The 25,987-nt window shown below is 72.7% G+C and carries 21 protein-coding genes; all 21 read right to left on the reverse strand.

The annotated features are described in order from the left end of the window. Positions 1–12: 12 nt before the first annotated feature. Entirely contained in the window at positions 13–1,494 is a 1,482-nt protein-coding gene (locus tag BN159_RS21690; protein ID WP_106435780.1) for a DUF2252 domain-containing protein, read from the reverse strand. Positions 1,495–1,584: 90 nt separating this feature from the next. After that, the gene (locus tag BN159_RS21695; protein WP_015659147.1) at positions 1,585–1,860 is read right to left on the reverse strand and encodes a hypothetical protein; all 276 of its coding nucleotides are present in this window, start codon (positions 1,858–1,860) and stop codon (positions 1,585–1,587) included. A 63-nt stretch (positions 1,861–1,923) separates the two neighbouring features. Next, positions 1,924–3,348 carry a nitrosuccinate lyase gene (locus tag BN159_RS21700; RefSeq protein ID WP_015659148.1) on the reverse strand — a complete coding sequence of 475 codons (1,425 nt, stop codon included), beginning with the start codon at positions 3,346–3,348 and terminating at the stop codon, positions 1,924–1,926. A 77-nt stretch (positions 3,349–3,425) separates the two neighbouring features. Further along, positions 3,426–5,378 carry an FAD/NAD(P)-binding protein gene (locus BN159_RS21705; RefSeq protein ID WP_015659149.1) on the reverse strand — a complete coding sequence of 651 codons (1,953 nt, stop codon included), beginning with the start codon at positions 5,376–5,378 and terminating at the stop codon, positions 3,426–3,428. Further along, positions 5,375–6,196, reverse strand: a complete 822-nt coding sequence (locus BN159_RS42910; protein ID WP_015659150.1) for a 4'-phosphopantetheinyl transferase family protein — start codon at positions 6,194–6,196, stop codon at positions 5,375–5,377. The genes BN159_RS21705 and BN159_RS42910 overlap by 4 nt, the downstream gene beginning before the upstream one ends. After that, positions 6,193–8,406, reverse strand: coding sequence for an anthranilate synthase component I (locus BN159_RS21715; RefSeq protein WP_015659151.1), 2,214 nt, complete (start codon positions 8,404–8,406; stop codon positions 6,193–6,195). Before BN159_RS21715 ends, BN159_RS42910 begins: the two co-directional genes overlap by 4 nt. A gap of 196 nt (positions 8,407–8,602) precedes the next feature. Beyond that, a complete protein-coding gene (locus BN159_RS42915) occupies positions 8,603–10,213 on the reverse strand; it encodes an FAD-dependent monooxygenase (RefSeq protein ID WP_015659152.1) in 1,611 nt (536 codons plus the stop codon). A gap of 5 nt (positions 10,214–10,218) precedes the next feature. Further along, the gene (locus BN159_RS21725; protein ID WP_162146274.1) at positions 10,219–11,760 is read right to left on the reverse strand and encodes a class I adenylate-forming enzyme family protein; all 1,542 of its coding nucleotides are present in this window, start codon (positions 11,758–11,760) and stop codon (positions 10,219–10,221) included. Between the two features lie 5 nt (positions 11,761–11,765). Next, a complete protein-coding gene (locus BN159_RS21730; protein ID WP_015659154.1) occupies positions 11,766–12,023 on the reverse strand; it encodes a phosphopantetheine-binding protein in 258 nt (85 codons plus the stop codon). 84 nt (positions 12,024–12,107) lie between these two features. Further along, positions 12,108–14,360: an MMPL family transporter gene (locus tag BN159_RS21735; RefSeq protein WP_015659155.1), complete on the reverse strand. Its 2,253-nt coding sequence runs from the start codon at positions 14,358–14,360 to the stop codon at positions 12,108–12,110. A 66-nt stretch (positions 14,361–14,426) separates the two neighbouring features. Then, positions 14,427–15,425, reverse strand: a complete 999-nt coding sequence (locus BN159_RS21740; protein WP_015659156.1) for a transglutaminase domain-containing protein — start codon at positions 15,423–15,425, stop codon at positions 14,427–14,429. Beyond that, positions 15,422–16,987, reverse strand: coding sequence for a class I adenylate-forming enzyme family protein (locus tag BN159_RS21745; RefSeq protein WP_015659157.1), 1,566 nt, complete (start codon positions 16,985–16,987; stop codon positions 15,422–15,424). Before BN159_RS21745 ends, BN159_RS21740 begins: the two co-directional genes overlap by 4 nt. Then, on the reverse strand, positions 16,987–17,268 hold the full coding sequence (locus BN159_RS21750) for a phosphopantetheine-binding protein (RefSeq protein WP_015659158.1): 282 nt from the start codon (positions 17,266–17,268) through the stop codon (positions 16,987–16,989). The genes BN159_RS21745 and BN159_RS21750 overlap by 1 nt, the downstream gene beginning before the upstream one ends. Positions 17,269–17,328: 60 nt before the next feature. Continuing rightward, positions 17,329–18,477, reverse strand: coding sequence for an SDR family oxidoreductase (locus BN159_RS21755; protein ID WP_015659159.1), 1,149 nt, complete (start codon positions 18,475–18,477; stop codon positions 17,329–17,331). 178 nt (positions 18,478–18,655) lie between these two features. After that, positions 18,656–19,552, reverse strand: a complete 897-nt coding sequence (locus BN159_RS21760; protein ID WP_015659160.1) for an alpha/beta fold hydrolase — start codon at positions 19,550–19,552, stop codon at positions 18,656–18,658. 166 nt (positions 19,553–19,718) lie between these two features. Continuing rightward, positions 19,719–21,659 (reverse strand): AfsR/SARP family transcriptional regulator, encoded by a 1,941-nt coding sequence (locus BN159_RS21765; RefSeq protein ID WP_015659161.1) that lies wholly within the window; start codon positions 21,657–21,659, stop codon positions 19,719–19,721. After that, positions 21,656–21,859 (reverse strand): hypothetical protein, encoded by a 204-nt coding sequence (locus tag BN159_RS21770; RefSeq protein WP_015659162.1) that lies wholly within the window; start codon positions 21,857–21,859, stop codon positions 21,656–21,658. Before BN159_RS21770 ends, BN159_RS21765 begins: the two co-directional genes overlap by 4 nt. Continuing rightward, positions 21,856–22,794: a helix-turn-helix domain-containing protein gene (locus tag BN159_RS21775; protein WP_162146275.1), complete on the reverse strand. Its 939-nt coding sequence runs from the start codon at positions 22,792–22,794 to the stop codon at positions 21,856–21,858. Before BN159_RS21775 ends, BN159_RS21770 begins: the two co-directional genes overlap by 4 nt. A 178-nt stretch (positions 22,795–22,972) precedes the next feature. Next, positions 22,973–24,361 carry a class II 3-deoxy-7-phosphoheptulonate synthase gene (locus BN159_RS21780; protein ID WP_015659164.1) on the reverse strand — a complete coding sequence of 463 codons (1,389 nt, stop codon included), beginning with the start codon at positions 24,359–24,361 and terminating at the stop codon, positions 22,973–22,975. A gap of 459 nt (positions 24,362–24,820) precedes the next feature. Further along, the gene (locus BN159_RS21785) at positions 24,821–25,171 is read right to left on the reverse strand and encodes a LysR family transcriptional regulator (RefSeq protein WP_015659165.1); all 351 of its coding nucleotides are present in this window, start codon (positions 25,169–25,171) and stop codon (positions 24,821–24,823) included. A gap of 47 nt (positions 25,172–25,218) precedes the next feature. Then, positions 25,219–25,884, reverse strand: a complete 666-nt coding sequence (locus BN159_RS21790; protein WP_015659166.1) for a ScbR family autoregulator-binding transcription factor — start codon at positions 25,882–25,884, stop codon at positions 25,219–25,221. Positions 25,885–25,987 lie beyond the last annotated feature (103 nt).

The raw sequence follows: 25,987 nt of genomic DNA on the forward strand, positions 1-25,987 counted from the left end.
GGGGGTGGGTTCTCACACCCCTTCTTCCGCCGCGATCTTCCCCTCCCGCACCGCCTTCACCAGGTCCGCGTGATCTGCTTCCGTGCGGTCCGCGTATGCCACCGCGAAGGTCGCTATGGCCTCGTCGAGTTCCTCGTTCTTGCCGCAGTAGCCGGCGATGAGGCGGGGGTCGGCGCTGTGGGAGTGGGCTCGGGCCAGGAGGGCGCCGGTCATGCGGCCGTAGTCGTCGAGCTGGTCGGGGGAGAGGGCGGCCGGGTCCACGCTGCCCTTGCGGTTGCGGAACTGGCGTACCTGGAAGGGGCGGCCCTCGACCGTCGTCCAGCCGAGCAGGATGTCGCTGACCACCTGCATGCGCTTCTGGCCCAGGACCACGCGGCGGCCCTCGTGTGCCACGGACGGGGTCTCGAAGCCTGCCGTCGCCAGGTGCGGGACCAGTGCCGAGGGGCGGGCCTCCTTCACCTGGAGGACCAGCGGTTCGCCCCGGTGGTCCAGCAGGAGGACGACGTAGGAACGGGTGCCCACGCTGCCCGTGCCGACCACGCGGAACGCCACGTCGTGCACCGCGTGCCTGGCCAGCAGGGGGAGGCGGTCCTCGGAGAGCGTGCCGACGTATTCCTCCAGGGAGGCCGCCACCTCCGCCGCCTCCTTGTCCGGCGTGCTGCTCAGCACCGGCGGTGCGGGCACGAAGCGGCGGCCGCCGTCCTCGGTCGGCTCCGTCGACTTCGCCGCGAACCGGCCGCTGGTGTTGGAGCGCGCCTTCTCGGCCACCCGCTCCAGCGTGCCCAGCAGGTCATGGGCGTCGGTGTGGGAGACCAGCTCCTCGTCCGCGATGGCGTTCCAGGCGTCCAGCACCGGGAGCTTGGCGAGCAGCCGCATCGTGCGCCGGTACGCGCCCACCGCGTCGTGCGCCGCCTTGCGGCAGGTGTCCTCGGCGGCGCCCGCCTCCCGGCCGGCCAGCACCAGCGAGGCCGCGAGCCGCTTCAGGTCCCACTCCCAGGGGCCGAGCAGCGTCTCGTCGAAGTCGTTCAGGTCGATGACCAGTCCGCCGCGCGGGTCGCCGTACAGGCCGAAGTTCGCCGCGTGGGCGTCGCCGCAGATCTGGGCGAGGACGCGGGTCATGGGGGTGCGGGCGAGGTCGTGGGCCATCAGGCCCGCCGATCCGCGCAGGAAGGCGAACGGGGTGGCCGCCATCCGGCCCACCCTTATCGGCGTCAGCTCGGGGATCCGGCCGCGGTTGGACTCCTCCACCGCCGTGAGGGCGTCGGGGCGGGCGGGGTCCAGGTCGAGGAGTGCGTGCGTACCGCGCGGCACGCGGTCCCGCAGGGACTTGCCCTCCTCCTTCGGGGTGCCGTTCCCGGGCCACTGGGCGAACCCGCGCACCCGGGGCAGCCGCCGGGACAGCGAGCTCCGCTCGCCCGAATCCTGCGCCGCACCGCCGTCGATCACACCGACCGCCTCCCCCGAACCCCGGCCGTCTCCCGGCCGCACGAACATCAACTCGTGCCGACGGTACAGCGCGGTGGCGCAAACACGGCAGACCCTGTGGACAACCCTGACGATGTGCATACCCACAGCTGACCGGCCTCACCGCGGACCGGCCGGGTCCCCCCGCGCGCTCAGGAACGCCGTGAACGCCTCGATCACCAGCCGCAGCGACGCCTCCACGGCCGCGTCCCCGTGCGGGGTCCCCGGTGGACGGGCGGAAGAGGTGCCGAGAGGGCGCCCCCGGCCGGTCTCCAGATACGCCAGAACCTCCTCGGCCCGCGGCGGCACCCCGTCGGCCGGACCCGGCAGGGCGTCCAGCAGACCCTGGAGGGTGTCGAGCAACTGCCGTCGTTCCGCGGCGGGTTCGGGATTCATACGCCCAGGCTGCTGAAGAGCGGTCAAGGACGGTTCAAGGGAACGCCAACGCCCCCGGTCGACTCATGCCGCCGACCGGTGCGGTACCGCCCGGTCCGGGCCGCCCACCGCCCGGTCCACCAGCCCCGGCGCCGCCCCCAGATACCGGGTCGGGTCCAGCAACTCCTCCAGTTCCGCCGCTGTCAGGTGCCGAGTCACCTCCGGAGCCGCCGAGAGGACCTCCGCGAGGCTCGTCCCACGGTCCGCCGCCTCGTGCGAGGCCCGAGTCAGCAGCGCCCGCGCCTGCGCCTTGCCGAGCAGCGGGGTCAGTACGGCCGCCACCCGCTCGGAGACGATCTGTCCCCCGGTCAGGTCGAGGTTGGCGCGCATGCGGTCGGCGTCGACCGTGAGGCCCGTCAGGAGTTCCACCGCCGTGTGGGCCGCGCCGCCCGCCAGCCGCAGGCATTCCCGCAGGGGCTGCCACTCGGCGTGCCAGGCGCCGCCCGAGCGCTCGTCCTCCGCGAGCATCGCGCCGTACAACACGGCCGCGTGCTGCGGGACTTGGAGCGCGGCAGAGCGGATCAGCGTGGCGAGGACGGGGTTGCGTTTGTGCGGCATCGCCGAGGACGCGCCCCGGCCGGCCACCGCCGGTTCGGTGACCTCGCCGACCTCGGTGCGGGCCAGCGACTGGACGTCGACCGCGATCTTGCCGAGCGCGGCGGCGAGGAAGGCGCACACCGCCCCGGTGTCGGCGATCGGGGTCCGCAGGACATGCCAGGGCAGGGTGGCCGGGGCCAGGCCGGTCTCGTGCGCGTACGCCTCGACCAGGCGGTCGGCGTAGTCGTCGCCGGGGTTGTTCGCGTGCTCCAGGTAGCCGGCCAAGGTGCCTGCGGCTCCGCCCAGTTCGACCGGGAGGGCGGCAGCGAGCGCGGCCGTGCGGCGGCGGGCCTCGGTCACCAGGTGCAGCCAGCCCGCCGCCTTCAGGCCGAAGGTGGTGGGCACCGCGTGCAGGGTGAGGGTGCGACCGGCCATCGGGGTGGCCCGGTGGGTGCGGGCCAGCCGCTCCAGGGCGGCCGCGCACCGGTCGAGGTCGGCCCGGATCAGCACGCCGGCCCGGCGGACGACCAGCATGGTGGCCGTGTCCAGGATGTCCTGGCTGGTGGAGCCGCGGTGCACGTACTCGGCGGCGGCCGGGTCCTCGGCGGCGACCACGGCGGTCAGCGCCTTCACGAACCCCACGACGGGGTTGGCCGTCTCGCGGGACGCGCGGGCCAGCGCGACCAGGTCGAGCCGCTCGGGTCGGGCGGCCTCGACGATCGCCGCCGCCGCGGACTCGGGCACGGTGCCCAGCCGGGCCTGCGCCCGCACGAGCGCGGTCTCGGCCTCGACCATGGCCGCGAGCCAGGCCGCGTCCGACACCGCCGCCTCCACGGGCGTACCCGCGCGCACCGGGGACAGCAGCCCGGAGTCCACCACGGCGGCGAGCTCCGGGGAGAGTTGGAAGGTCATGGTGGTCCTCTTCCGGTGAGGTTCAGGGGCGCCCGCGGCCCGCACCACAGGGCACGGACCGCGGGCCGTACGTCACATCAGGCGGCTGTCCGCTCCAGGCTGTCCCGCTGTTCCAGCACCGCCCCCAGCGCCGCCTGCGCGATCGCGTCGGAGTCGGTCAGGGTGACCGAGTTGACGCCGGGCCGGATGCCCGCCGCCGTCACCCAGTGCACCGACTCCGTGGGGACGCCGAAGGCGTACCGGCGCGGGTGCGGGCGCCGGGCGGCGTCCAGGAGCTGGAAGGGGCGCGGGGTGACCGCGACGCCCTCGGTGTAGATCCAGGTGCCGTTGCGGGTGGCGATCCGGTGCGTGGCGCACTGGCCGCTGTCCAGCAGCCGCCGCAGCAGCGGGTCCTCGGTGCGGCTGAGCGTGATGTCGGGCAGCCGCGCCTCGATCAGCACCTCGGCGCTGATCCGAGAGCCCGGCACCAGCGGCGAGTGGGCGTGGAAGCCCTGCCGGTCGACGTCGACGCGCAGGTCGGGGCCGATGATGTGCAGCACGCCCGCCTCGATCAGCGCGGCCGCCTCCTCGATGCGGGACGCGGGCGGCCCGATGGACAGGAACGCGTTCAGCGGCGTGTACCAGCGGTCCAGGTGCTCGCGGTGGGAGTCGCCGTGCAGCCCGCCGTGGTCGACGACCAGCCGGATCTCGTTGCGCAGATCGCGCAGCACGTCGAGGGCCGCCTTGAGCGGACCGCTCACATTGCCGCTGCGGGCCTCGGCGACGTCCTCGCGCAGATGGTCCAGGAGCCAGGCCGTGAAGTCCTCCGGGCTGCCGAACTCCTGGTCCTGGTACGGCCGGGAGAGCCGGTCCCAGTCCCAGCGGTCCTTCTCCCCGATCTCGTACGCGTCGAGCACCGTCTCCTCCGCGGACGTGCCCGGCAGCGCGCGCAGGAAGGCCCGCTGGAACGACTCCGCGCGGTCGCCGCGGCCGCGGGCGGTCAGCAGCGTCCGGTAGTAGACGGTCTCGACCTCCTTGGCGACCAGCGGCCACACGTCCCGCTGGAAGTCGGCGCCGTCGGTGCCGCGCGCGGCCTGCAGGCGGGCGATCCGAGCCGGGGTGAGCAGCAGCGGCTCGTGCCGGCCGTGCGGGCCTTTCTCGTTCTCGCCGCGCGCCTGGTAGGGCACGCCGCGCCGGGAGCCGGCGTACATCCGGGGCTCGCGGCCGGAGGGCAGGTAGACCAGGCGGCCGTAGACGCGGGTGAAGCTGCCGCCGCGGCCGGTGGTGAGCAGGGCCATGTAGTCGAAGAAGTTCAGGCCGAGGCCGCGCAGCAGCACGGGCTGGCCCGGCTGGACGCACTCCAGTTCGGTGTCGGCGGGGTTGGCGGGCGGGAGGTGGGTGTGGCCGTGCTCGCGGGCCAGTGCGGCGAACTGCTCCTCCACCGCGGTCGGCCGGGCGGGCAGGTGGCCCTGGGACAGGACGACCGCGTCGAGGTGCTCCAGGACCTCGCCGTCCTCCAACGTGACCCGCTGGCGCGGCGGATGACCGGTGGCGAGGGCCACGGCCTCGTCGTCCAGGGCGACCGCGCGGGACCGGTGCCAGGTGACGGTCACGCAGTCCGGGGCGCCCGCGACCGTACGGTCGAAGGCCCAGCGCAAGTAGTGGCCGTAGAAGGCGCGGGTGGGGTAGGTGTCGGGGCCCAACGCGCGGGCCTCGTCGAGGACTTGGTCGGGGTAGTGGCCGGGGATGTCCCCGGCGAGCAGGGCCTCGGCCCAGGCGTGCAGGCTGGGGCCCGGTTCCAGGGGGCCGGTCAGCTCGACGCTGGCGTCGGTGAACACCGAGATCTGTCCGGCCACCGTGTTCATCAGCAGGTGCGCGGACTGGCTGGTGCGCCAGACCTGGCCGGCGCCGGGCGCGTGCGGGTCGACGACGTGGATGCCGATCGCGGTGTCGGGGGCGGCGGCACGGGCGGCGGCGCAGAGCCGCTCGATCACGGAGAGACCCCGCGGTCCCGCGCCGATCACGCACACGGTGTGCTGTCTGGTGGTCATGTCTGCTGTCCGTCCTGCGGGATAGAGGGATCGAGGCGGGGTTCGGGGCGAGCACGATCGGGGCCGGTACGTTCGGGGCGGGTACGGGAATCGGGCGGCCGGCGCAGGGCGACCGCCGCGATCATGCGGCTGCCGACCACGGCACAGCGGCCCTCGGTGCCGGGCGCCGGGCCGCGCGCCACGCGCAGCAGGACCGGCTCGCCCGGGTCCCGCCCGGCCCGCGGCTCCTCCCACTCCAGGTCGACGGACTGGAAGGAGACGCCGTCCTGGGTGTCCGGCGGCAGCGCCTTGTACAGGGCCTCCTTGACGCAGAACAGCCGCAGCACGGCACGGGCCGGGTCGGGCACGTCGCGCAGCCGCTCGCGCTCCTCGGGGGTGCACACGTAGTGCAGGGCGGAGAGCAACTCCGCGCCCGTCTCCAGGGGTTCGATGTCGATGCCGAGCCCGACGCCGTCGGCGGGCCCGGTCACGCACAGGGCGACCCGGTTGGTGTGGCTGAGCGAACCGGCCACTCCGTACGGCCAGCTCGGCGCCCCGCGCGCGTCCGCGCTCAGCCACCGGGGCATCCCGGTCAGTGCGGCGGTGGCGCGGGCCGCGGCGAGCCGGCCCGCGGTGAAGGTCTCGCGGCGCAGCGGGGCGGTGTAGCCGCGCAGCAACCGCCGGGTGGGCTCGGGCAGTTGGGCGAAATCCAGCTCGCCGGTGTGCGCCTGCGCCGCGATCACGCGCGGCTCGAACAGGGCCGTCACCGCGGCCAGGTCGACGGGCTCGGGGTCACCGCTCGCCGACACCGACACCGGGGCCGGGAGCACGGCGCTCACCGCAGGGCTCCGATCGGGGTACGGGTCAGGTGGGCGACCGCGTTGTGTACGACCTGGCGGCCGGTGTGCCCGGCGTTCGTCATGATCGACTCGGGGTGGAACTGGACCGCGGCGAACTGGTGCCGGGGCGCCTCGACCGCCATCGCGACCCGCCCGTCCTCGGTGGCCGCCGTGACCCGCAGGGAGTCGGGCAGGGTGGCCGGGTCGGCGTAGAGGGAGTGGTAGCGGCCCACGGTGAAGCTCTTGGGCAGCCCGTCCAGCAGCATCGAGTCGGCCTCGGTGCGCCGGACCCGGGAGGGCTTGCCGTGCACCGGCTCGGGCAGCACACCGAGGGTGCCGCCGAGGTACTCGACGATGCCCTGGAGGCCGAGGCAGACGCCGAAGACGGGGATACCGAGCCGCTCGGCCTCGGCAAGGGTGGCGGCGGTGCCGAAGTCGGACGGGGTGCCGGGGCCCGGCGAGAGCACCACCAGGTCGGGGCGCTGCTCCGCCAGCAGGGGCAGATGACCGCCGCTGCGGTACGTCCCGACCTCGGCGCCGGTCTCGCGCAGATACCCGGCGAGGCAGTGCACGAAGGAGTCACGGTGGTCGACGAGCAGGATCCGGCGTCCGGCACCGGGCCCCTCGTCGACGCTCACCCGGGCCGGGCGTACGACCGCGGCGGGCTCGTCCAGGACGCCGAGCAGGGCCTTCGCCTTCAGCTCGGTCTCCAGCTCCTCGTCCTCGGGCGAGGAGTCGTGCAGCAGGGTGGCGCCGGCCCGGACCGTGGCCACGCCGTCGTGGAGGTGGATGGTGCGCAGGGTCAGGACGGTGTCGAGGCCGCCGTCGAAGCCGATCCGGCCCACCGCTCCCCCGTACCAGCGGCGCGGGGAGCGCTCGTGCCGCTCGATGAACTCGATCGCGGAGAGCTTGGGCGCCCCGGTGACGGTGACCGCCCACAGGTGGGCGAGGAAGGCGTCCAGGGCGTCCCGGTCGGGGCGCAGTACGCCCTCGACGCGGTCGACGGTGTGGATGAGGGTGGAGTACTTCTCGATCCGGCGGCGGGCGGTGACCTGGACGGTGCCGGGCAGGCAGACCCGGGACTTGTCGTTGCGGTCGACGTCCGTGCACATGGTCAACTCGTGCTCGTCCTTGGAGGAGTTGAGCAGCGTACGGATCCGCTCGGCGTCCTCCAGGGCGTCCCGGCCGCGGGCGATGGTGCCGCTGATCGGGGAGGTCTCCACCAGGGCGCCGGCCGCGCCGCGCGGGGTGACCCGGACGAACATCTCCGGGGAGGCGCCGACCAGGTACTCGTCCTGGGCGAGGTTCATCAGCAGGCTGTGCGGGGCGGGGTTGCGCTCGCGCAGGGTGCGGAAGAGCCGGGACGGCGGGCGCTGGACGACGCGGTGGAAGGACTGGCTGGGCACGACCTCGAACAGGTCGCCGGAGCGGAAGAGCGGACGGGCCTGCTCCACGACCCGGGCGTACTCGCCGGGCGCGTGGTCCCGCTCGGGGGCCTCGGTGGCGGGCACGAAGGGGCGGGCCGGGGTGGCGCGGTCGAGGCCGTCGGTGCGGGAGGCGCCGACGCGGAACTCGTAGTCGTGCCGGATCGCCTCATCGGCCTTGAGGTCGAGTTCGTAGACGGTGTCGGGCAGGTGCAGCACCATGTCCCGGTCCGCGGCGCCCCGCTGCTGGCCGAGCGCCACCGGGTCGACCTGGAAGATCAGGTCGTAGCCGAAGGCGCCGTAGAGGCCGAGCAGTTGGTCGTCGGGGAGGGCGAGCCCCTCGACGACGGACCTGATCGCGGCGAAGACGCCGACCTGACGGGTGCGGTCCTCCTCGGCGAAGGTGCCGTCCGGGACGCCGCCGCGCACGCGCAGGGTGTCACCGTCGGCCTCGGCGCGACCGCCGGGTCCGATCGCGCGGGAGAACAGTGCCAGGAGCGCGGGGAGCAGGACTCGGCCGCGGGCGTTGAGGGCGGTGGCCCGTATCTCCTGGCCGGTCGCGGTGATCTCCACCGGCGGGTCGGTGTAGCCGATGATCCGGTCCGGGCCGCGGAACAGCAGCATGCCGCGGCGCTCGTCGAGGGTGTCCTCCAGGGCGGTACGCAGAGCGGCGGCGGAGCCGAGGAGCTCGGTGGTGCGGACGATCTCGACTCCGACGGGCGTGGTCCACCGCCCGGACGGGGCTGCCCGACCGGTACGCGGCCGGGAGGTTTCCAGCTGGGGCATCCCCCAAATTCCTTTCTCGAACCCGGTGATGACCCGGGGCTGGGAGCATTCGGCCCGCGGCGGGGACGCGGGGGTCGGGCGCGGGTGGTGACGTGGGGGCTTTACCGGCGCCTGGGTGGCCGTGGGTCGGGTGCTGCCCCGGCGTCGGACTGCCGCTGCGCCCACCCGTTCCGCCCTGCGGCACGACTGCCCGCAGCTACGGCAGAGGGGACTCCGTCGTCCAGACCTCGGCGGCGCGGCCTGAGCGGACGTGGGTCCAGCCCTGGCTCAGTTCGTTCGGGCGGCACACGTAGGCGGTGCGTGTGCCGGTTGCCGTCAGGCGTTCGGCCAGCGCCGAGCGGGCGGTGCGGTCGGCGGCGGGGAGTTCTGTGCCCGGAGCGACGGCGACGACATCGACGGGTACGGCGGCGGCCAGCGCGGCGACCGAGTCGACCAAGCGGGCCACCGGCTCCTCCGCGGGCGCCGGGGCCCGGACCAGCAACCCGAGGGCGGCGTCGGGCCGTTCGAACCGCAGCGCCCGCAGCCGCTCACCGGCTTCTCGTACGGCCGTGGCGTCGGCGTCCGTCGTGATCAGCGCCGGGCTGTCGTGACCGAGGAGCACCGCGGTGCCGGGGCGCTCGGCGGACTCGACCAGCGTGGGTACCGGACCGTCCGGCAGCGCCGTCACCCCGTCGCCGATCTTCGCGAGTTGCGGATCGAGCCGCAGCAGCACGTCCGCGGAGGACTGGCCGGTGCGGGTCAGCAGGCGGAGCATAAGCGTGGCCGGGTCCAGGGACCGGTGTTCCTCGGCGTGGGACCACATCCTCTGGCTCGCCCAGGCGGCCTGCTGCACGGACTCCACGATCGGCCGACGGTTCGCCTCGTACGCGGTGAGGGTCGCGTCGAGGTCGTCGCCCTCCTCGTGCTCGGCGAGCCGCCGGGCCAGTTCGACCGCGTCCTCCAGGGCCATGGTGGTGCCCGAGCCGACGGAGAAGTGCGCGGTGTGGACGGCGTCGCCGAGCCCCACCAGGCGGCCGGTGGACCAGCGGGCGCTGGAGATCTTCGGGAACATCAGCCAGCGCGAGCCGTTGCCGAGCAGCTTCGCCCCGCGCAGATGCTCGGCGAACACCTCGGCGCAGAACTCCATGGCCTGCTCGTCGTTCCACCCGGGCGGCTTGGTGCTGCCCTCCGTGAAACCGGACCGCTGCCACGCCTCCTCGCCCAGCTCGACCAGGAACGTCGAGCGGTCCGGCCCGTACGGGTACACGTGGGCGCCGACCGGGCCGTACTCGCTGTCCGCGAAGAGGAACGTCATCGCGTCGAAGGCACGGTCCACCGCGAACCAGGCGTACCGCCCCGAGCCGGGGGCGACCTCGGCCCCGAACTCGCCGGCGTACGCGGTCCGGGTGCGGCTGCCGGAGCCGTCCGCCGCGACCACCACGTCGTAGCGCCCGAGCAGGTCGGCGGCGTCGGCCTCGGTGTCGAAGTGCAGCCGGGCACCGGCCTGTTCCGCCAGCTCGGTCATCGCGGTGAGCAGGGCGCGCCGTTCGACCGCGGCGAAACCGTGGCCGGAGGAGGTGATCCGCTCACCGTCGCGGCGCACCTCCACGTCGTCCCAGCGGGCGCCGCGGTCCAGCAGGGCGGCGACCACATCGGGGGCGGCGCGGCGCAGCCGGGCCAGGCTGAAGCGGGAGAAGACGACTCCGAAGCCGTACGTGGCACCGGCCGGGCTGCGTTCGAAGACATCGACCTCGTGGCCGCCGAGGCGGCGCAGCAGCAGGGCCAGCATCAGACCGCCGGGCCCCGCGCCTATGCAGGCGACTCGCACGGCACTCACTCCCCCCGCTCGCCGGGCGGCACCGGGGCGGCGCCCGGCATCCCGTCGGCGAACCGCTCCCGCAGCTTGCGGCGCAGGATCTTGCCGGCCGCGCTGCGCGGGATCTCGGACACGAACTCGATGCGCACCGGCCGCTTGTAGCTGGCCAGTTCGCCGACGCAGGCCTTCAACAGACCTGCGGCGGACACCTCCTCGCCCTCGGCGACCACGAAGGCGACGGGGACCTCGCCCCACTCCTCCGAGGGCGCGCCCACGACGGCCGCGTCGGCGACACCGCGCTGGGCACCGAGGACCCGCTCGATCTCGGCCGGGTAGACGTTCTGGCCGCCGCGGATGAGCACGTCGTTGATGCGGTCGACGAGGTAGAGGTAGCCGTCGGCGTCGGAGTAGCCGAGGTCACCGGTGCGCAGCCAGCCGTCGCGCAGGGTGGACTCGGTGGCGGTGGGGTTGCGCCAGTAGCCGCGCATCAGACCGTCGCCGCGGACGCAGACCTCGCCGATCTCGCCGGGGGGCAGCGCGCCGCCCTCCTTGTCCTGGACCTCGATGTGGCAGCCGGGCAGCATCCGCCCGGCCGAGCGCAGCCGGAGCTCCCGGGCCGCGGCGTCGGCGCCGTGGTCCTCGGCCCCGCCGAAGAGCACGGTGGCGATGGGGCCGCCGCCCTCGGTGATGCCGTAGATCCCGCGGAACGGGCAGGGGAAGCGCTCAAGGGACTCGCGCAGCAGCTCCTCCGGCATGGGGGCGCCGCCGAACATGACGTCGACAAGGGTGGACAGGTCGGTGGCGTCGAACGCCTTGGTGCGCAGCGCGAAGCGGACCATGGACGGCACCACGAAGGCGCGGGTCGCGCCGCGCTGCTCGGCCTCCGCGAGGAAGCGCTGCGGGGCGAACTCCCGCTGGAGGACGAGGGTTCCGCCGGCGGCGAGCAGGGCCAGGCCGATCACCATCGAGCCGTGGAACAGCGGGCACGGGTTGAGCATCACGTCGTCAGCGGTGAACCGGGCCTCGGCGGCCAGCGCGGTGTAACAGGCGGACACCGAACGGTGGGTGACGGCGACGCCCTTGGCCCGGCCGGTGGTGGCCGAGGTGTGCAGGATCGCGAACAGGTCGTCCATCTGCGGCAGCGGCAGCGCCCGGCGCTCGGTGGCGAGCATCTCCGCGTAGGCGGGGCTGTCCAGGGCGATCCGCCAGCCGTCGCCGAAGGCGTCCCCGAGCCGGTCCAGTACGCCCTGCTCGGCGATCACGCCGCGCGGCGCGGAGTTGGAGACGACGTGCTCGACCTCGGGGGCCGGGAAGGAGTGGTTGACGGGGCAGACGATCGCTCCGGCCTTGCCGGCCGCGATGTACAGCTCCAGCACCTCGACCCGGTTGGGCGAGCTGACGACGAGGCGCTCACCGGGGCCGATCCCGCGGTCGATCAGCGCGGCGGCCAACGCGTCGGTACGTTCGTCCAGTTCACGCCAGGTGAGCGAGAGCCGCTCGTCGGCGAGGGCGAGTGCGTCGGGGCGCTGTCCGGCGTGCCGCCGGACGAAGTGGGCCATCCACATCAGGCGGCCTCGCTCACGTCTGCGGAGCGCGCGGTCAGCACCTGGTCGATGCCGGCGACGGTGTGCAGCGCGGTCAACTCGTCGTCGTCGAGCGGATTGCCGGTCTGCTCCTCGATGGCGAGCGCGAGCCGGATCAGGTCGCCGGAGTTCAGCCCGGCCGTCGTCAGATCGTCGTCACGGCCGATGCCGTCGAGCAGTTCGGGCAGGTCGACGAACTCCAGCAGGAGCGCGTGGCCCGGGGTGAGCTGGTCGGACATGGGAGTTCCCCTAGAGGTGATGAGGCGGGTGGAGGCCCGGCGGGGCCCGGGTGGCCGTGGGCCCCGCCGGAGTTGGGGTGGTGCTCAGCGACCGACGTCCGCGGGCTCACGCCCGGTGTGCACGGTCTTGTTGTCGGCGGCCACGGGCTCGTCCTCGCCCTCGCTCAACCCGAACCGCTCATAGACCCGGGTCAGCGGGCGGGGAGCCCACCAGTTGTAGCGGCCGGCCATCCGCATGAAGGCCGGGACCAGGACGCCCCGCACGAGGGTTGCGTCCATCAGGACCGCCAGTGCCAGGCCGAGGCCCAGCAGCTTCATGTAGGTGATGCCGGAGACCAGGAAGGAGGCGAAGACCAGGGCGATCAGCGCGGCGGCCGCGGTCACGAGACCGCCCGTGCGCTGGAGGCCCAGGGCCACGGCCCGCGTGTTGTCGCCGTTGCGGTCGTACTCCTCCTTGATCCGCGAGAGCAGGAACACCTCGTAGTCCATGGAGAGCCCGAAGGCCACGCAGAACATCATGATCGGGGTCGTCGCGACGATGCCGCCGGTGACGGTGAAGTCCCCGGTCAGCCACATCAGGTTGCCGTCCTGGAAGACCCAGACCATGGCACCGAAGGTGGCGGTGAGGCTCAGCAGGTTCAGCACGAACGCCTTCACCGGCATCAACACGCTGCCCGTCATCAGGAACAGCAGCACGAACGTGGAGACGGCGATCAGCAGCAGCGCCCACGGCATCCGGTCGGTCAGCGAGGTCATCGTGTCCTTGAAGGAGGCGGCGGTGCCCGCGACCTTCACGTCCTCGAACGGCGCCTTCGCGTCCCGTACGTCGACGACCAGGTCCTGGCCCTCGTCCGTGTAGGAGCCGACCTCCGGGATCACCGAGAGCCAGGTGCCCTCGCCCTTCTCGTAGCGCTCGTTGATCGCGCCGGCCGGGGCGATCTGCTTGCCGTCCGTGTAGGAGCCGGTCAGGGCGTCCACCCGGGCGACGTTGTCGAGCTCGGACAGGGTCTCGGCGTAGGCCGCGACCCTGGACTCGCGGTCGGCCCCGGAACCGGCGTTCTCGGCGACGACCATGAGCGGTTCCATCTCGCGGGCCGAGTAGTCCTCGATGAGGACCGTGCCCACCTGGTGCGCCTCGGCGTCCGAGGGCAGCGTGCGCTCGTCGGCGAGGTTGAGCTTGATGCCGAGGAACGGCGAGCCGAGGAAGAGCAGGATCACGATGACACCGGTGGCCAGCGGCAGCGGCCGGCGCATCACCAGGGTGGCGAGCTTGTGCCAGAAGCCGTTCTCGACTGCCGCCGCCGGCTTCTTGCGGTTCCAGGACCACTTGTTGATCCGGGTGCCGATGACCGCGAGCAGCGCGGGCAGCAGCACCAGGGCGGCGACCACCGCGAAGGCGACGACCGCGATACCGGCGTAGGCGAAGGAGCGCAGGAAGTACATCGGGAACAGCAGCAGCGCGGAGAGTGAGAGCGCCACGGTGATCGCCGAGTAGAGGACGGTGCGGCCGGCGGTGCGCAGGCTGGTGGCGATGGCGTCGTTGACCGCGGCGCCCTTGCCCAGTTCCTCGCGGTACCTGCTGACCACGAAGAGGCTGTAGTCGATGCCGAGGCCGAGTCCGAGTCCGGTGGTGAGGTTCATCGCGAAGACCGACACGTCGGTCAGCTCCACCAGCACCCGCAGCACACCGAGCGCGCCGATGATGGCGACGATGCCGACGGCCAGCGGCAGCAGGGCCGCGATGACCCCGCGGAAGATGAAGACGAGCAGGATCAGGGTGAGCGGCAGCACCAGGGTCTCGGCGAGCGCCAGGTCCTCCTGGGTCTGCTCGTTCATCTCCGCGTAGGCCTCGGCGCGGCCGCCGAACTGGATCTGGAGGCCCTCGAAGCCCTCCTCGTAGTGCGGGCGGAGCTTGGCGAGGTAGTCGTCGACCTCGTCCTCGTTGCCCTCGAGGTGCGCGAGGACGAGGGCGGAGTCGGACTTCTCGGCCTTCAGGCTGGGCGCCTTGTCCAGGGTCCAGTACGAGGCGGCCTCCTGGACGCCGTCCTCGGCGCCGAGCTTCTCGGTCAGCTCCGCGCCCTTGGCGGCGGTGTCCGGGTCGTCGACTCCCTTCGGCGTCTTCACCAGCAGCACGAGGTTGGGCTCACCGGTGCCGAACTTGTCGCTGAGGATCGCGTTCGCCTGCGTCGACGGTGCGTCGGGCACCTCGTAACCACCGGAGGACAGCTTGCTGTTGACCGCACCGCCCAGTCCTCCGGCCACGACACAGAAGAGCAGTCCCAGCCAGAGAACCAGCTTCCGGCGGCCGGTCGCCAAGGCGGCCAGCTTGTTGAACATGGGTATTCCTCCAGAAAAGAAGGGGCGGGGCGACGCCCCGATGGGGGGATGTGTCCGCCCGTACGCTCAGGCGGGGGTACGGGGGACGGGGATCTGACGGCAGTCGACGCGGACGTGTCCGCCGGCCACGCAGTCGTGGTCGGCCAGCGACTCGTCGACGGACCGGTCCCAGGCAAGGAGCCGGTTGTGCACCGAACCTCGGGTGAAGTCGGCGAACTCCGGGTGGGTGGCCCGGTGGCGGGAGCCGAGGTACGCCAGTACCGGGTCCAGGAGCAGCCAGCGGCCCTCCTCGAACACCTCGGTCCAGGCGTGCTCGACCCCGATCAGACCGAGCAGGAAGCCGCGGCGGGTACGGGCGCGTACGCCCGCCTCCTCGGCCCACTGCTGCATCTGCCAGGCGGCCACGATGCAGTCCACGGTGCGGTGTTCGATGGCGGCCGCGGGACGGGACCGCAGGCCCTCGGGCACCCAGCCGTACTGGTACTCGCCGGAGACCAGCCGGTCGAGGAGGTCGTCGTGGATGCGGCGGACGGTGTCGGTGCGGGGCGCGTCCCGGTGGCCGCGGGTGGTGACGGTGGCGACCATCGAGCCGGTCTCCTCCCGCGCCCACTCGGTCAGCCGGCCCTCGTAGAGCTTGGGGGCGGGCTCGGCCGGAACCGGGATGGTGACGCAGCTGGTGCAGCCGGCGGCGTCGCAGGTGGCGGTGAGCCGGAGCCGGGTGACCCGCTCGGTCGTCCACGCCTCGGGCTGTCCGGCGGCCAGCCGCATGCACTGGCGTTCGCCCAGCTCGGCCAGGGAGCGGCCGAGGCCGGACTGGAGCCCGAGGTTCATCACGTCGTGGTAGTCGTAGCGCAGCCCGTCGGGGGTGTCCTCGGCGGGGAAGCCGGCGCCGACCAGGTTCTCCAGGACGGCCTCGTCGATGGCGAGTTCGCGGGCGGCCTCCTGGTGGGCGAGCGTGGCGACCCGGTATTCCACGGGCACCGGGACCAGCCGTTCCACCGCGGGAAGCCAGTTCGTCCAGAGTTCCGACGCCGTGGTGGTCCGGCGCGGAGCGGCAGTTGTCATCGTTCCTCCCCGGCCGTGGCCAGTACCGGCAGATCGCCCGCGGCGAGCCGGCGGGCCACCTCGAGGCGCTTGACCTTCCAGGTCGCGGTGTGCGGGATGTCGTCCCAGCGGCACTGCACCGGTGCGGCCAGCTCGGGCAGCCCGGCGACCGCGGCGCGCCAGGCGGCGAGGTCCAGCGGGGTGTCGCCGCGGGTGACCACCAGCGGGATGGCGGGGCCGCCGTCGGACATCGGGATGATCACGGCCTCGGTGAGCTGCGGCAGCGCTTCGAGGATGTCGTCCTCGGCCGCCAGCAGGCTCTCCACGCCGCTGCCCCGGTCCACGATCCGGTCGAACAGGTGCAGACAGCCGCGGGCGCTGACCAGGCCGTAGTCGCCCATCGCCCACCAGCCGTCGACCCGCTGGTCGGGGGAGCCGAGGTAGCTGGGGGTGACTCCGGAGGACCGGGCGAAGATCTGGCCGGGGACGCCCCTGGGGGCCTTGTCGCCCTCGTCGTCGAGGACCCGGATCTTGGTGTGGCCGAGGACTCCCCGGCCCACGCAACGGCCGTGCTCGCAGCGGCTCTTGAGCTTGTGCGACTTGACGGTGACGGGTCCGGTCTCGGTCTGGCCGTACGCCTGCATGTAGCGGGCGCCGGGCTTGGCGGCGGCGAGCAGGGTACGGATGGTGCGCGGGTGGGCGGCGTCGAAGGAGCTGACGAACAGCCGGGTCTGCGCGAACAGTTCGGGCTGCCGCTCGGCGACCTCCTCCCAGCGGATGAAGGCGTTCGGGACGGTCTCCACCACGCCCGGCTTGACCGCGGCGAGCAGCTCGGCCGCGTTCTCCGGGGCGGTGTCGGTGAGGAAGCCCAGCGGCAGGCCGAGCGCCAGGATCGCGAGCATCCCGGACATGCAGCGGGCGTGCACCGGCGACAGGCACATCAGGTACGGGTCGCGTACCCGCAGCACCTTGCCGATGGTGATCTGCGGCCGGGCGTGCCCGGCGAAGCTGTGCACGGAGTGCAGCACCAGCTTGGGCACACCGGTCGTGCCCGAGCTGTGGGTGACCAGCTGCGGGGTGTCCTCGCGAGGCACCGCGGCGGGCGGGAACTGGCCGCGCGGGGCGTCCAGCAGGGACAGACCGTGCTCGCCGCGCTCACCGACGTACCAGCGCGGCAGCGTCGCGTCGACGGAGTCCAGCACGCCGGCCGATTCGGTGACGGCGTCGGTGAGGATGGCGGCCGGGGCGGCGCGCCCGGTCATGACGCCGAGCGCCTGGAAGCCGACGGCCGAGTGCACCAGCACCGGGACGGCGCCGATCCGGGCGCAGGCGAAGGCCAGCAGGGGGATGTCGAAGTTGGACTGCTTGACGATGAGGATGCGCTGGCCGTCGGTGATCCCGGCCCCGGCGAGCCGGGCGGCGGCCTCCTCGACGAGCTCGGCGAAGGTGGCGTAGTCGAAGCTGCGGCCCGCCTGCGGGAACAGGTCAAGGGCCTTGTCGAGGCGGATCGGCACCGAGCCGTGGCGGCGGGCGGCCTCGGCGGGGGCGGTGGCCAGCGCGAGCCGGCGGTTCACGCGAGCCATCACGCACCCCCCGCCTTGGCCGCACGGCGCTCCAGGTGCGCGGTGACGTGGGCGAGCAGTGCGTCGTAGGACGAGAACGCGTCGGTCGGCTCGTCCAGGTCCCACTCGATGCCGAAGGCGTCCTCGGCGTCGGCGAGCAGCCGCATGAAGCCCGCCGACGTGAGTCCCAGGTTCCACAGCGACGCCGCACGGGCCGCCGGGTCGTCCAGCGGCAGCGGAGCGCCGACCGCGTTCTCCAGCAGGCCGCGCAGGTGCTCCGCGACCGTCGTGCTGTCGTACATATCTCCTCCAGTGACGGCCTACGGAGTTGCGCAGGCTCGGGTTTCGTCTCGACGGACTGATCAGGCCGCTACGCGGTGCACGACCCGCTCGTTGCCGGTGTTCTCCTGGAAGCCGCGCAGGGTGCGCAGGTAGTAGAGGAGGTACTCGGCCATGACCTCCTCGCCGGTGGGGGCGAAGGAGGCGTCGTCGCCGCAGACCGCGGCGGTGTTGGTGAGGTCGAAGCGCTTGTTGTAGCGCAGGTAGGAGCGGTAGAAGTTCATGCCGCCGTCGAGGGCTTCGTCGATCGCGGTGAAGCCGTCCCGGTCGTCCACCCACAGCGGCTCGCGCAGCCCGATCAGCTCGAAGATCTGGGTGACCACGGCGCGGACCGTCGGGCCGGCGGAGTTGCCGAGGTGGAAGTAGGTCTCCGGGGAGTCCGACAGCGAGATGGCGACCGCGTTGCGGGCGACGATGTCGACCGGGACGAGGTTGATGACGGTGTCGGGGTCGGCCAGCAGCCGCACCCGGGCGTGCGAGAGGAAGGTGCCGAGCCTGCGCGAGGCGGTCTTCTTGAAGACCAGCACCTGACGGGCGAAGCCGTACAGGCCGGACCAGTTGAGCCCGTGCCGGGTGACGCTGTGGCCGATGACGACGGTGGGCCGCATGATTCGGATCCGCAGGTCGTCGGCGGCGGCCTCCTCGACGAGGGCCTCGGCCCGCATCTTGGTCTGCTCGTAGCAGTTGTTGGCCACGGACTGGTCGGTCACCGGGCCCTCGGCGATGAGGTCGGTGCGCGAGCCGGCGACGTAGGCGGTGCTGACGTAGTTGAAGGTGCCCGCGCCCAGCGACTTGGCGAGGGCGAGGACGTTGGCGGTGCCCTGGACGTTCTGCGCCTCGATCTCGGTGCGGTACTCCTCCTCGTAGCGCAGCGAGGCGGCGCAGTGCCAGACCTCGTCGACGGGCGGCAGCGCGGTCGTGTCGACCCCGCAGCCGTCGACGGTCATGTCGCCGTGCACGGCCAGGGTCCGACGCAGGATCTCGGGATGCAGGTCGGAGCGGCCGTAGCCGTCCGCCATCGCCGAGAGCGTGTCGTGCAGTCGCTGCGTCGCCTCGGCGTCGTCCTTGCCGCGGACCAGTGCGAGGACGGCGTCGTCGGTCTTGTCGAGGAGTTCGAGGACCACGGCTCCGCCGACGAAGCCGGTGGCCCCGGTCAACAGACGTGTTGTCATGAGTGCTTGTCTCCAGCGTCGGGACGTCGTGTGCGTCGATGAGGTGCTGCGGTGGTGCAGCAGGTGCTGCGGTGGTGCAGCGGTTGCGAAAGCGGGGTGCGGGGGCGGGCGGCGCGGAGGGGGGCCGGCGGGTCCGGGTTCTCCGGGCCCCGGCCGCCCCCCGTACCGCCCGTCCGCACTACGCGGCGCCGGTGACCGCGGTGGCGGTGTCGGCGGCGCTGCGCGCCTCCAGTTCGTGTACGAACTCGGAGACGGCCGTCTGGAAGCCCTGCGGGTCGTCGAAGAAGGGCACGTGACCGGCGCGCGGGAGGGTGATGGCCTTGCTGTCCGGGATGCGGTTGAGGGCGTCCTCGATGACGGACTCGCTCCAGGCGAAGTCGCCGTCGCCGTTGATGATCAGCGTCGGGGCGGCGAGGCGGGCGAGCTCCTCGGGGTCGTCCTCGATCTCCAGGGAGGCGAGGAGGTTCTCGCGGATGGAGCCGACGGAGAGCAGGGACAGGAAGTTGTCCTTGAGCGCCAGGTAGGCCGCGGTGCCGCCCTCGTGGATCATCTGGTCCGGGAAGACCAGCGGGTAGAGGTGGCCGAACAGCTGCTGGGTGCCGCCGGACTCCAGGCTCGCCAGCCAGGAGCGGCTGACCAGCTTGCGGCGCAGGGTGCCGTTGGGCGAGAACGCCGGGCCCACCAGGACCAGGCCGGCCACGCGCTCGGGGTACTTCAGCGCGAACTCGCGGGCGATGAGGGTGGATATGGACGTGCCGACCAGGTAGGTCTTCTCGATGCCGAGGTGGTCCAGCAGCCGGCGCACGTCCTCGACGTGGTCCATGAACTTGACCGGCTCGGGGCCCGGGTTGGAGGCGCCCTGGTTGCGCAGGTCGTAGTGGACGAGCCGGAAGTCGGGGGCCAGTTCGGTGGTGAAGTTCCGCCAGATCGGGCTGACGATGTAGAAGTTGTTGAGCAGGGTCACCGCCGGGCCTTCGCCGCTGTCCTCGTAGTACAGCTCCCCGCCGCCGGGCAGGGCGAGTGCGGAGTGGTTGAGGTAGCGGACATCGAGCTGGCCGAACTGCTGGTCCGTCATGGGGTCTCCTTGGATGGTTCGTTCCGTCGCCGTTGTCCAGGCTCCGATGGCCCGTTCAACACCCGCCCAAGGCGTGTCCAAGGGTGGGAAAACGTGCTGGTCAGAGGGGATTTTCAGGGGGTCCGTGAGGGCCGTCGGCGGGCCGGTGCAAAGGGCTGGAAAGCGGTCACCGCGCACCGCCCTGCCGGACCACGGACAGCGCCGTCCGCGCGGGGCGTCCGCAACTCGTGGCGGGCATCGGGTCGATGGGCGCCGGCTCGGCCGTCGGAGCCGCCCGCACGCCCTCCGCCGCGTGCGCGAGGACACCGAACCGGATCAGTTCCGGCACCCGGAACGTGGCGGTGCCGCTCGGCGGCGCATCGGCGAGCACCAGCACATGCCGGTCCAGCAACCGCCCCACCACCGACTGGGCGCTCCAGGTGTCGAGTTCCAGCACCTTCTTCACCTGCTCGGTGTCGAAGGCCCCGGAGCCCGCAGCGGCGAGCAGGAACACCGACCGCCGCAGCGACGGCGCGAGCCGGTCCAGCGCGCTGTCCGCGCGGGCGGGCGCGGCGCAGGCCTCGTCCTGGAGCTCGGCGACCAGCCGGTCGTCGTCGAGCAGTCCCGCGGCCAGATCGCTGAGCGTCCACATGGGCCGGGCCGCGTACAGCTCGCCCACGGCCCGCAGCATCAGCGGATGTCCGCCGAGCCTGCCGACCACGTGCCGCAGTGCGGCCCGGTGCCCCGTGACCCGTTCCTCGCCGACCAGGCGGACGAAGAAGGCGGCCGCGTCCTCGGCGCCGAGCGGCCCGAGGGTCAGGCGCCGGGCGCCGGGCAGGGACAGCCGGACCCGGGAGGTCACCAGGGTCAGGCAGTTCTCGCCGCCGGGCAGCAGCGCGAGCACCTGGTCGCGCCCCGCCGCGTCGTCGAGCACCACGAGCAGCGAGCGCTCCCGGGCGGCGGCCCGGAACAGCGCGGCGAGCGACTCGGTGTCCTCGGGCTGCTGCCGGCGGCCGATGCCGAGCCCGTCCAGCAGCGACCGCAGCACGGCCTCCGGGGAGCGCGGCCGGTCGGACGCGTCGTGCAGGGAGGCGTACAGCAGCCCGTCGGGGAACCGTCCGGCCATCGCGCGGGCGGCCCGTACGGCGAGCGCGGTCTTGCCGACGCCGGCCGGTCCGAGCAGGGTGACGACGGGGGAGCCGGGCTCGCCGATGCGGTCCAGGTCCCGCTCGCGCCCCACGAAGTCCGGGGTTTCCAGCGGCAGTTGGTCCACGGCGGGAGCGGCACGCCGGGCCGGGGCGGGCGCCGGGGGCGCGGGACGCCGTACGGCCGTCTGCTCGGGCTTGGACGCCGGGGGCAGGACCTCGCGCAGGATGTCCTGCTGGAGCCCGCGCAGCCGCTCGGAGGGCTCGATGCCGAGCTCGTCCACGAGCCGCCGGCGCAGTCGCAGATAGGCGTCGAGGGCGGTGCTGCGCTGCCCCGACCGGTGTGCGGCGATCATCAGCTGGGCGGTGAACCGCTCGTCGATCGGATGGTCCACGGTGAGCCGGCGCAACTCCGCCACCAGCGCCTGGTGGCGGCCCAGCTGAAGATCGGCCTCGATCCGCAGCTCCAGCGCGCCGAGCCGGGCCTCGCCGATCTGCGCGATCCGCGCGGTGAGCAGCGGACCGGCCTCAAGACCGGCGAACGGCTCCCCGCGCCACAGCGCGAGCCCCTCGCGCAGCAGCCGGGCGGCGTCCTCGGGCGCGCCGGAGGCGAGCGCCGTCCGGGCCCGGGTGACCCGCTGCTCGAACTCCCACAGATCCAGTTCTCCTTGACGGGCGGTCAGGCGGTATCCGCCCGGCCCGGTCTCCAGCCGCTCCTCGCCACCGGGGAACTTGAACGCCTGGCGCAGTTGGTAGATGTACGTCTGCACGGTCTTGCGGGCGAGCCGCGGCGGCTCCTCGTCCCACAGCTCCTCCATGAGCGCCTGCGTGGACACCAGATGGTTGGCGTCCAGCAGCAGTACGGCCATGGCCCGCCGCGCCATCGGGGCGGTGAGGGTACGGCGCTCGCCGCCCACGTGGATCTCCAGCGGGCCGAGCACCTTGATCCGCAGGTCGGGCAGGCCGGTGGCGGTCGCGGTCATGTCTTCCTCCTCCGGCCGGGGGCCTTGCCCCGCTGCCGTCCGGCGCGCGGCGCCGGGTTCTGGTGGGTCACCGTGCGGGCGGAGACCAGCCGGCCGGGGCAGGAGTCCTCCGGCGGCAGTCCGCCGGGCAGCAGCAGGCCGAGGAAGTGCTCGACCGTTCCGTAGGCCGCCTTCGGGGCGGCGCTCGTGTTCGCGCTCATCGGTGTTCCTTCCGGAACTCGCTGGGGGTGACCCCGTAACGGCCGCGGAAGAGGCGGCTGAAGTGGGACGCCCCGTACAGGCCGGCCCGCTCGCCGATCAGCGCGACGGGCAGGTGGTCGAGGGAGGGGTCGGCCAGTTCCGTACGGCAGCGGGCGAGCCGCTCGGCACGGATCCAGCGGGCCGGGCTGACGCCGTACTCCTGGAAGATCTTCTGGAGGTAGCGCAGCGAGATGTTGTGGCGGCGGGCCACCTCGATCGGGCTGAGGCTGGGCTCCGCGAGGTGCTCGCGCACATGGGCCTGGATCCGGAGCATCAGTGCCTGGCGGGCGATCTCGCTGTCCGGGGCGACCTCGCGCATCCGCTCGGCGAACAGGACCGCGGTGAGTCCGGCGACGCTGCCGCCGAGCAGGTCGACGGCCGTCTCCACCTCCTCGCCGTGCCGGTCGAGCCCTTCGAGCAGGCTGCTCAGCAGGGCGGCGGCACCCTGGTCGCCGCTCCAGGCGCGGGCGGTGAGCCGCTGGGTGTCGGCGGCGGTGAGCCCGACCAGGGAGTGCGTCACCATGACGTCGACCATCCGGAACTGCTCCGGCATGATCACCTTGAACGGGCGGCCGGTGTCGAAGGAGATCAGCTGCGGCGGCCGTACGACGCCGTGCCGGCCGTCCTGGAAGACCCAGACCTCGCCCTGGAGCGGGCGGCACATCCGCAGCCGGGCCTGCCGGTCGTCGCCGATCAGCCGGGCCGGGCGGACCAGCTCCCGGGGGCCGCCCTGCACGAGCGAGACGGTGACCTCGCCGAACCGGTGCCGGGCCGTGGTCCCTTCGAGGATCTCCTGGTGGCTCTTGACGATCTGGAGGCCACCGCGTTCCGCGGGTGGCGGATCCGCGGTGCACCTGCGCACCTGACGGGGCTTCACCTCACTGACACGTTGCATCGCGTACCCCCTGTTTCCGATGTCGGAGCTCTCGATGAGGCACCACCAGGGAAACATACCCGCATGCGGGTTTTCTACTTCGATCGAGAGTTTCGATGGATGACGCGGGGCACACGCCGAAGAGGCCGGGCTGCCGTCAGCCCGGCCTCACTGCCGGAGTCGGTAACAGAAGCGCTGCTCAGGCCGCCTGTGCGATACGCGGGCGGGGGATGGCGGGCGCCGTGCGGTCGGCGTACAACTCCGCGACCTGGAAGGCGAGATCGAGCGCCTGGTAGCGGTTGAGCCTGGGGTCGCAGGCGGTCTGGTAGCGCCGGTGCAGGTCCGTGAGACCGATCGGGTGCCCGCCGCCCACGCACTCGGTGACGTCGTCGCCGGTGAGCTCGATGTGGATGCCGCCGGGGTGGCTGCCGAGCCCGCGGTGCGCCTCGAAGAAGCCGGCCACCTCGTCCAGTACGTCGTCGAAGTGCCGGGTCTTGTGGCCGGTGGCGGCCTCGAAGGTGTTGCCGTGCATCGGGTCGCAGATCCAGGCGATCGGGGCCTCGGCCTCGGCGGCGATCTCGATGAGCGAGGGCAGCACGTCGCGCACCTTGTCCCGGCCCATGCGCGTGATGAACGACAGGCGGCCCGGCTCCCGTTCGGGGTCGAGCCGGTCGATGAGCCCGAGCACGTCGTCGCGCGTGCTGGACGGACCGAGCTTCACGGCAACGGGGTTGCGCACCGAGGCCGCGAACTCCACGTGGGCGTGGTCCAGTTGGCGGGTGCGCTCACCGATCCACACCATGTGCCCGGAGACGTCGTAGGAGTGGCCGGTGCGGGAGTCGGTGCGGGTGAGGGCGGCCTCGTAGTCGAGCAGCAGCGCCTCGTGGCTGGACCAGAACTCGGCGAGGTGGAACTCGCCGGGGTCCGCGCCGCAGGCGGCGAGGAAGGTCAGGGCGCGGTCGATGTCCCGGGCGAGGGCCTCGTAACGGGCGCCGATGGGGGAGTTGTTGACGAAGTCCCGGTTCCACTCGTGGACCTGCCGCAGATCGCCGTAACCGCCGGTCACGAAGGCCCGGATGAGGTTCAGGGTGGAGGCGGAGGCGTGGTACATCCGTTTCAGGCGTTCCGGGTCCGGGCGGCGGGCCTCGGCGGTGAACTCCTGGCCGTTGACGGCATCGCCGCGGTAGACGGGGAGCGTGAGGTCGCCGCGGACCTCGATGGGGCGGGAGCGCGGCTTGGAGTACTGGCCGGCGATCCTGCCGATCTTCACGACCGGGACGGAGGTGGCGTAGGTCAGCACGGCGGCCATCTGGAGCAGCGTCTTGACCTTGTCCCGCACCTGATCGGCGGTGATCGCGTCGAAGGTCTCGGCGCAGTCGCCGCCCTGGAGCAGGAAGGCCTCGCCCTTGGCCACCCGGGCGATGCGCTCGCGCAGCTGGTCGCACTCCCCGGCGAACACGAGCGGCGGATAGGACGCCAGCTCCTCGAGCACGCCCTTGAGGGCGTCCGGGTCGGGCCAGTCGGGCTGCTGGGCGGCGGGGAGCCGGCGCCAGGAATCCACGTCCGTCATGCGCTGATCAGCATTCATGTCGAGCTGAGCCTCACTCTTGTCCGGGGAAGGTGTCGGGTGCGTGTGTGCGAAGGGGTTGGCCGCGGGGTCCGGGCACGACGGCGCCGCGGACACGGGCCCTGGGGCACGGAGCGGCCCTCCCGACGCCGGGGCGCTCCTCGCCGGGGGATGTACGAGGAGGGCGCCGGTCGACGGGAGGGCCGCGACTCGGGGGGCGAGCGGCATCCGGGCCGCCTGCACGGCCCCGGACTCACCGCGATACGTCGACTCTACGAACGCCTCCGCCCCTGTGGTTGCCGCACCGCGCACCGCCCTTTGCCGAAACACGCGCGAACGGGCAACGCCCCCGGAATTTCGTATTCCGGGGGCGTTGCGACCGACACAGCTCAAGAAAAAAGCTGCTCAACGATTTCTTCCAGCCACTCCTCACTCAGCGGAAACCCCATGAATGATCAGTTCCGAACACGGCCGAGGGCCTCAACCGCCGTGCCGCGCACCGCTCCTGACAGGTTCGCGCACCCCGGGGCGCCGGGTCCGGGGGCGCCGGTGCCCGACCGCGCACACGGGCACGGGCTCGGCGGCGACCGCCCTGCGCCCCGCCTCCGCCGCCTCGATGATGATCTCGGCGTACGGCAGCAGCCGCAGCCCCGCCTCGGTCAGCGTCAGCCGGCGGTGGCTGCGGTCGAACAGCACCGCCCCCACCGACTCCTCCAGGTTCTGGATCTGCGCCGTCACCGTGGACTGCGCGTAGTTGAGGTTCCGCGCCGCCCGGGTCACGCTCGACTCGGCCGCCACCTCACGAAACGCTCGTAGCTGCTGGATCTGCACGTGCCGCTCCCTTCGGGCGCCCGCTTCCGGGCCGCCCAGAAACCGCCTCAGACTGAGCTGTGAAGCGCCGCCCCGCGCGACAGGGCCTTGCCGCGCTCCGCGGTGATGTCGAGCCGGGCGTACACCTCGGGCCGGGCCAGCGACCGGGCCATCAGGTCGTAGAGAACGGCGATCCGCTCCTCCACGTCCGCCCGGTTCGTCATGATCTCCGACAGCAGCTGCACCCCGGTGAAGGCACCCACCGCCGCCTCGGACACGGTCGCGACATCGATGCCGGGAACCAGCTCCCCCAACTCCTGGGCCTCCCCCAGCAGTCGGGTGCTCACCTCGATCCACGCCTGGTACGGCACCTTGCGGTCGATGACGTCGTGCCCCTGGTCCACCGCGAGCCGGATGCTGCCCTGGAGCATCCGGTCGAAGGTGAGCCGGTGCGCGACGAGCAGCGTCACATCCACCCACTCCTGGAGCTTCGGCGCGCCCTGCTCCTGCGGCGGGGCGAAGTACCGGATCTGATCCGCCACCTGCTCGTCCAGCACCGCCTGCGCCAGCTCCGCCTTGGAGGTGAAGTGGAAGTAGAAGGCGCCCTTGGTCACACCGCACCGCTGGTAGACGTCCGAGATCCTCGTGGCGGCGTAGCCGCACTCCGCGAAGACCTCGCCGGCCGCCTCCAGAATCGCCTGACGTGTCCTGATGGCTCGATCCTGCTGTGCCACTGGGCCCCCTTCCTTCGTCGTTGTTGATGAGGAACACGAGCGGGCTCGTATGCGGAACCACCCGCTCTCATTGAAAAACATACCCGCATGCTTGTATCTTACC

The organism is Streptomyces davaonensis JCM 4913 (assembly GCF_000349325.1).
GTDB lineage: Bacteria > Actinomycetota > Actinomycetes > Streptomycetales > Streptomycetaceae > Streptomyces > Streptomyces davaonensis.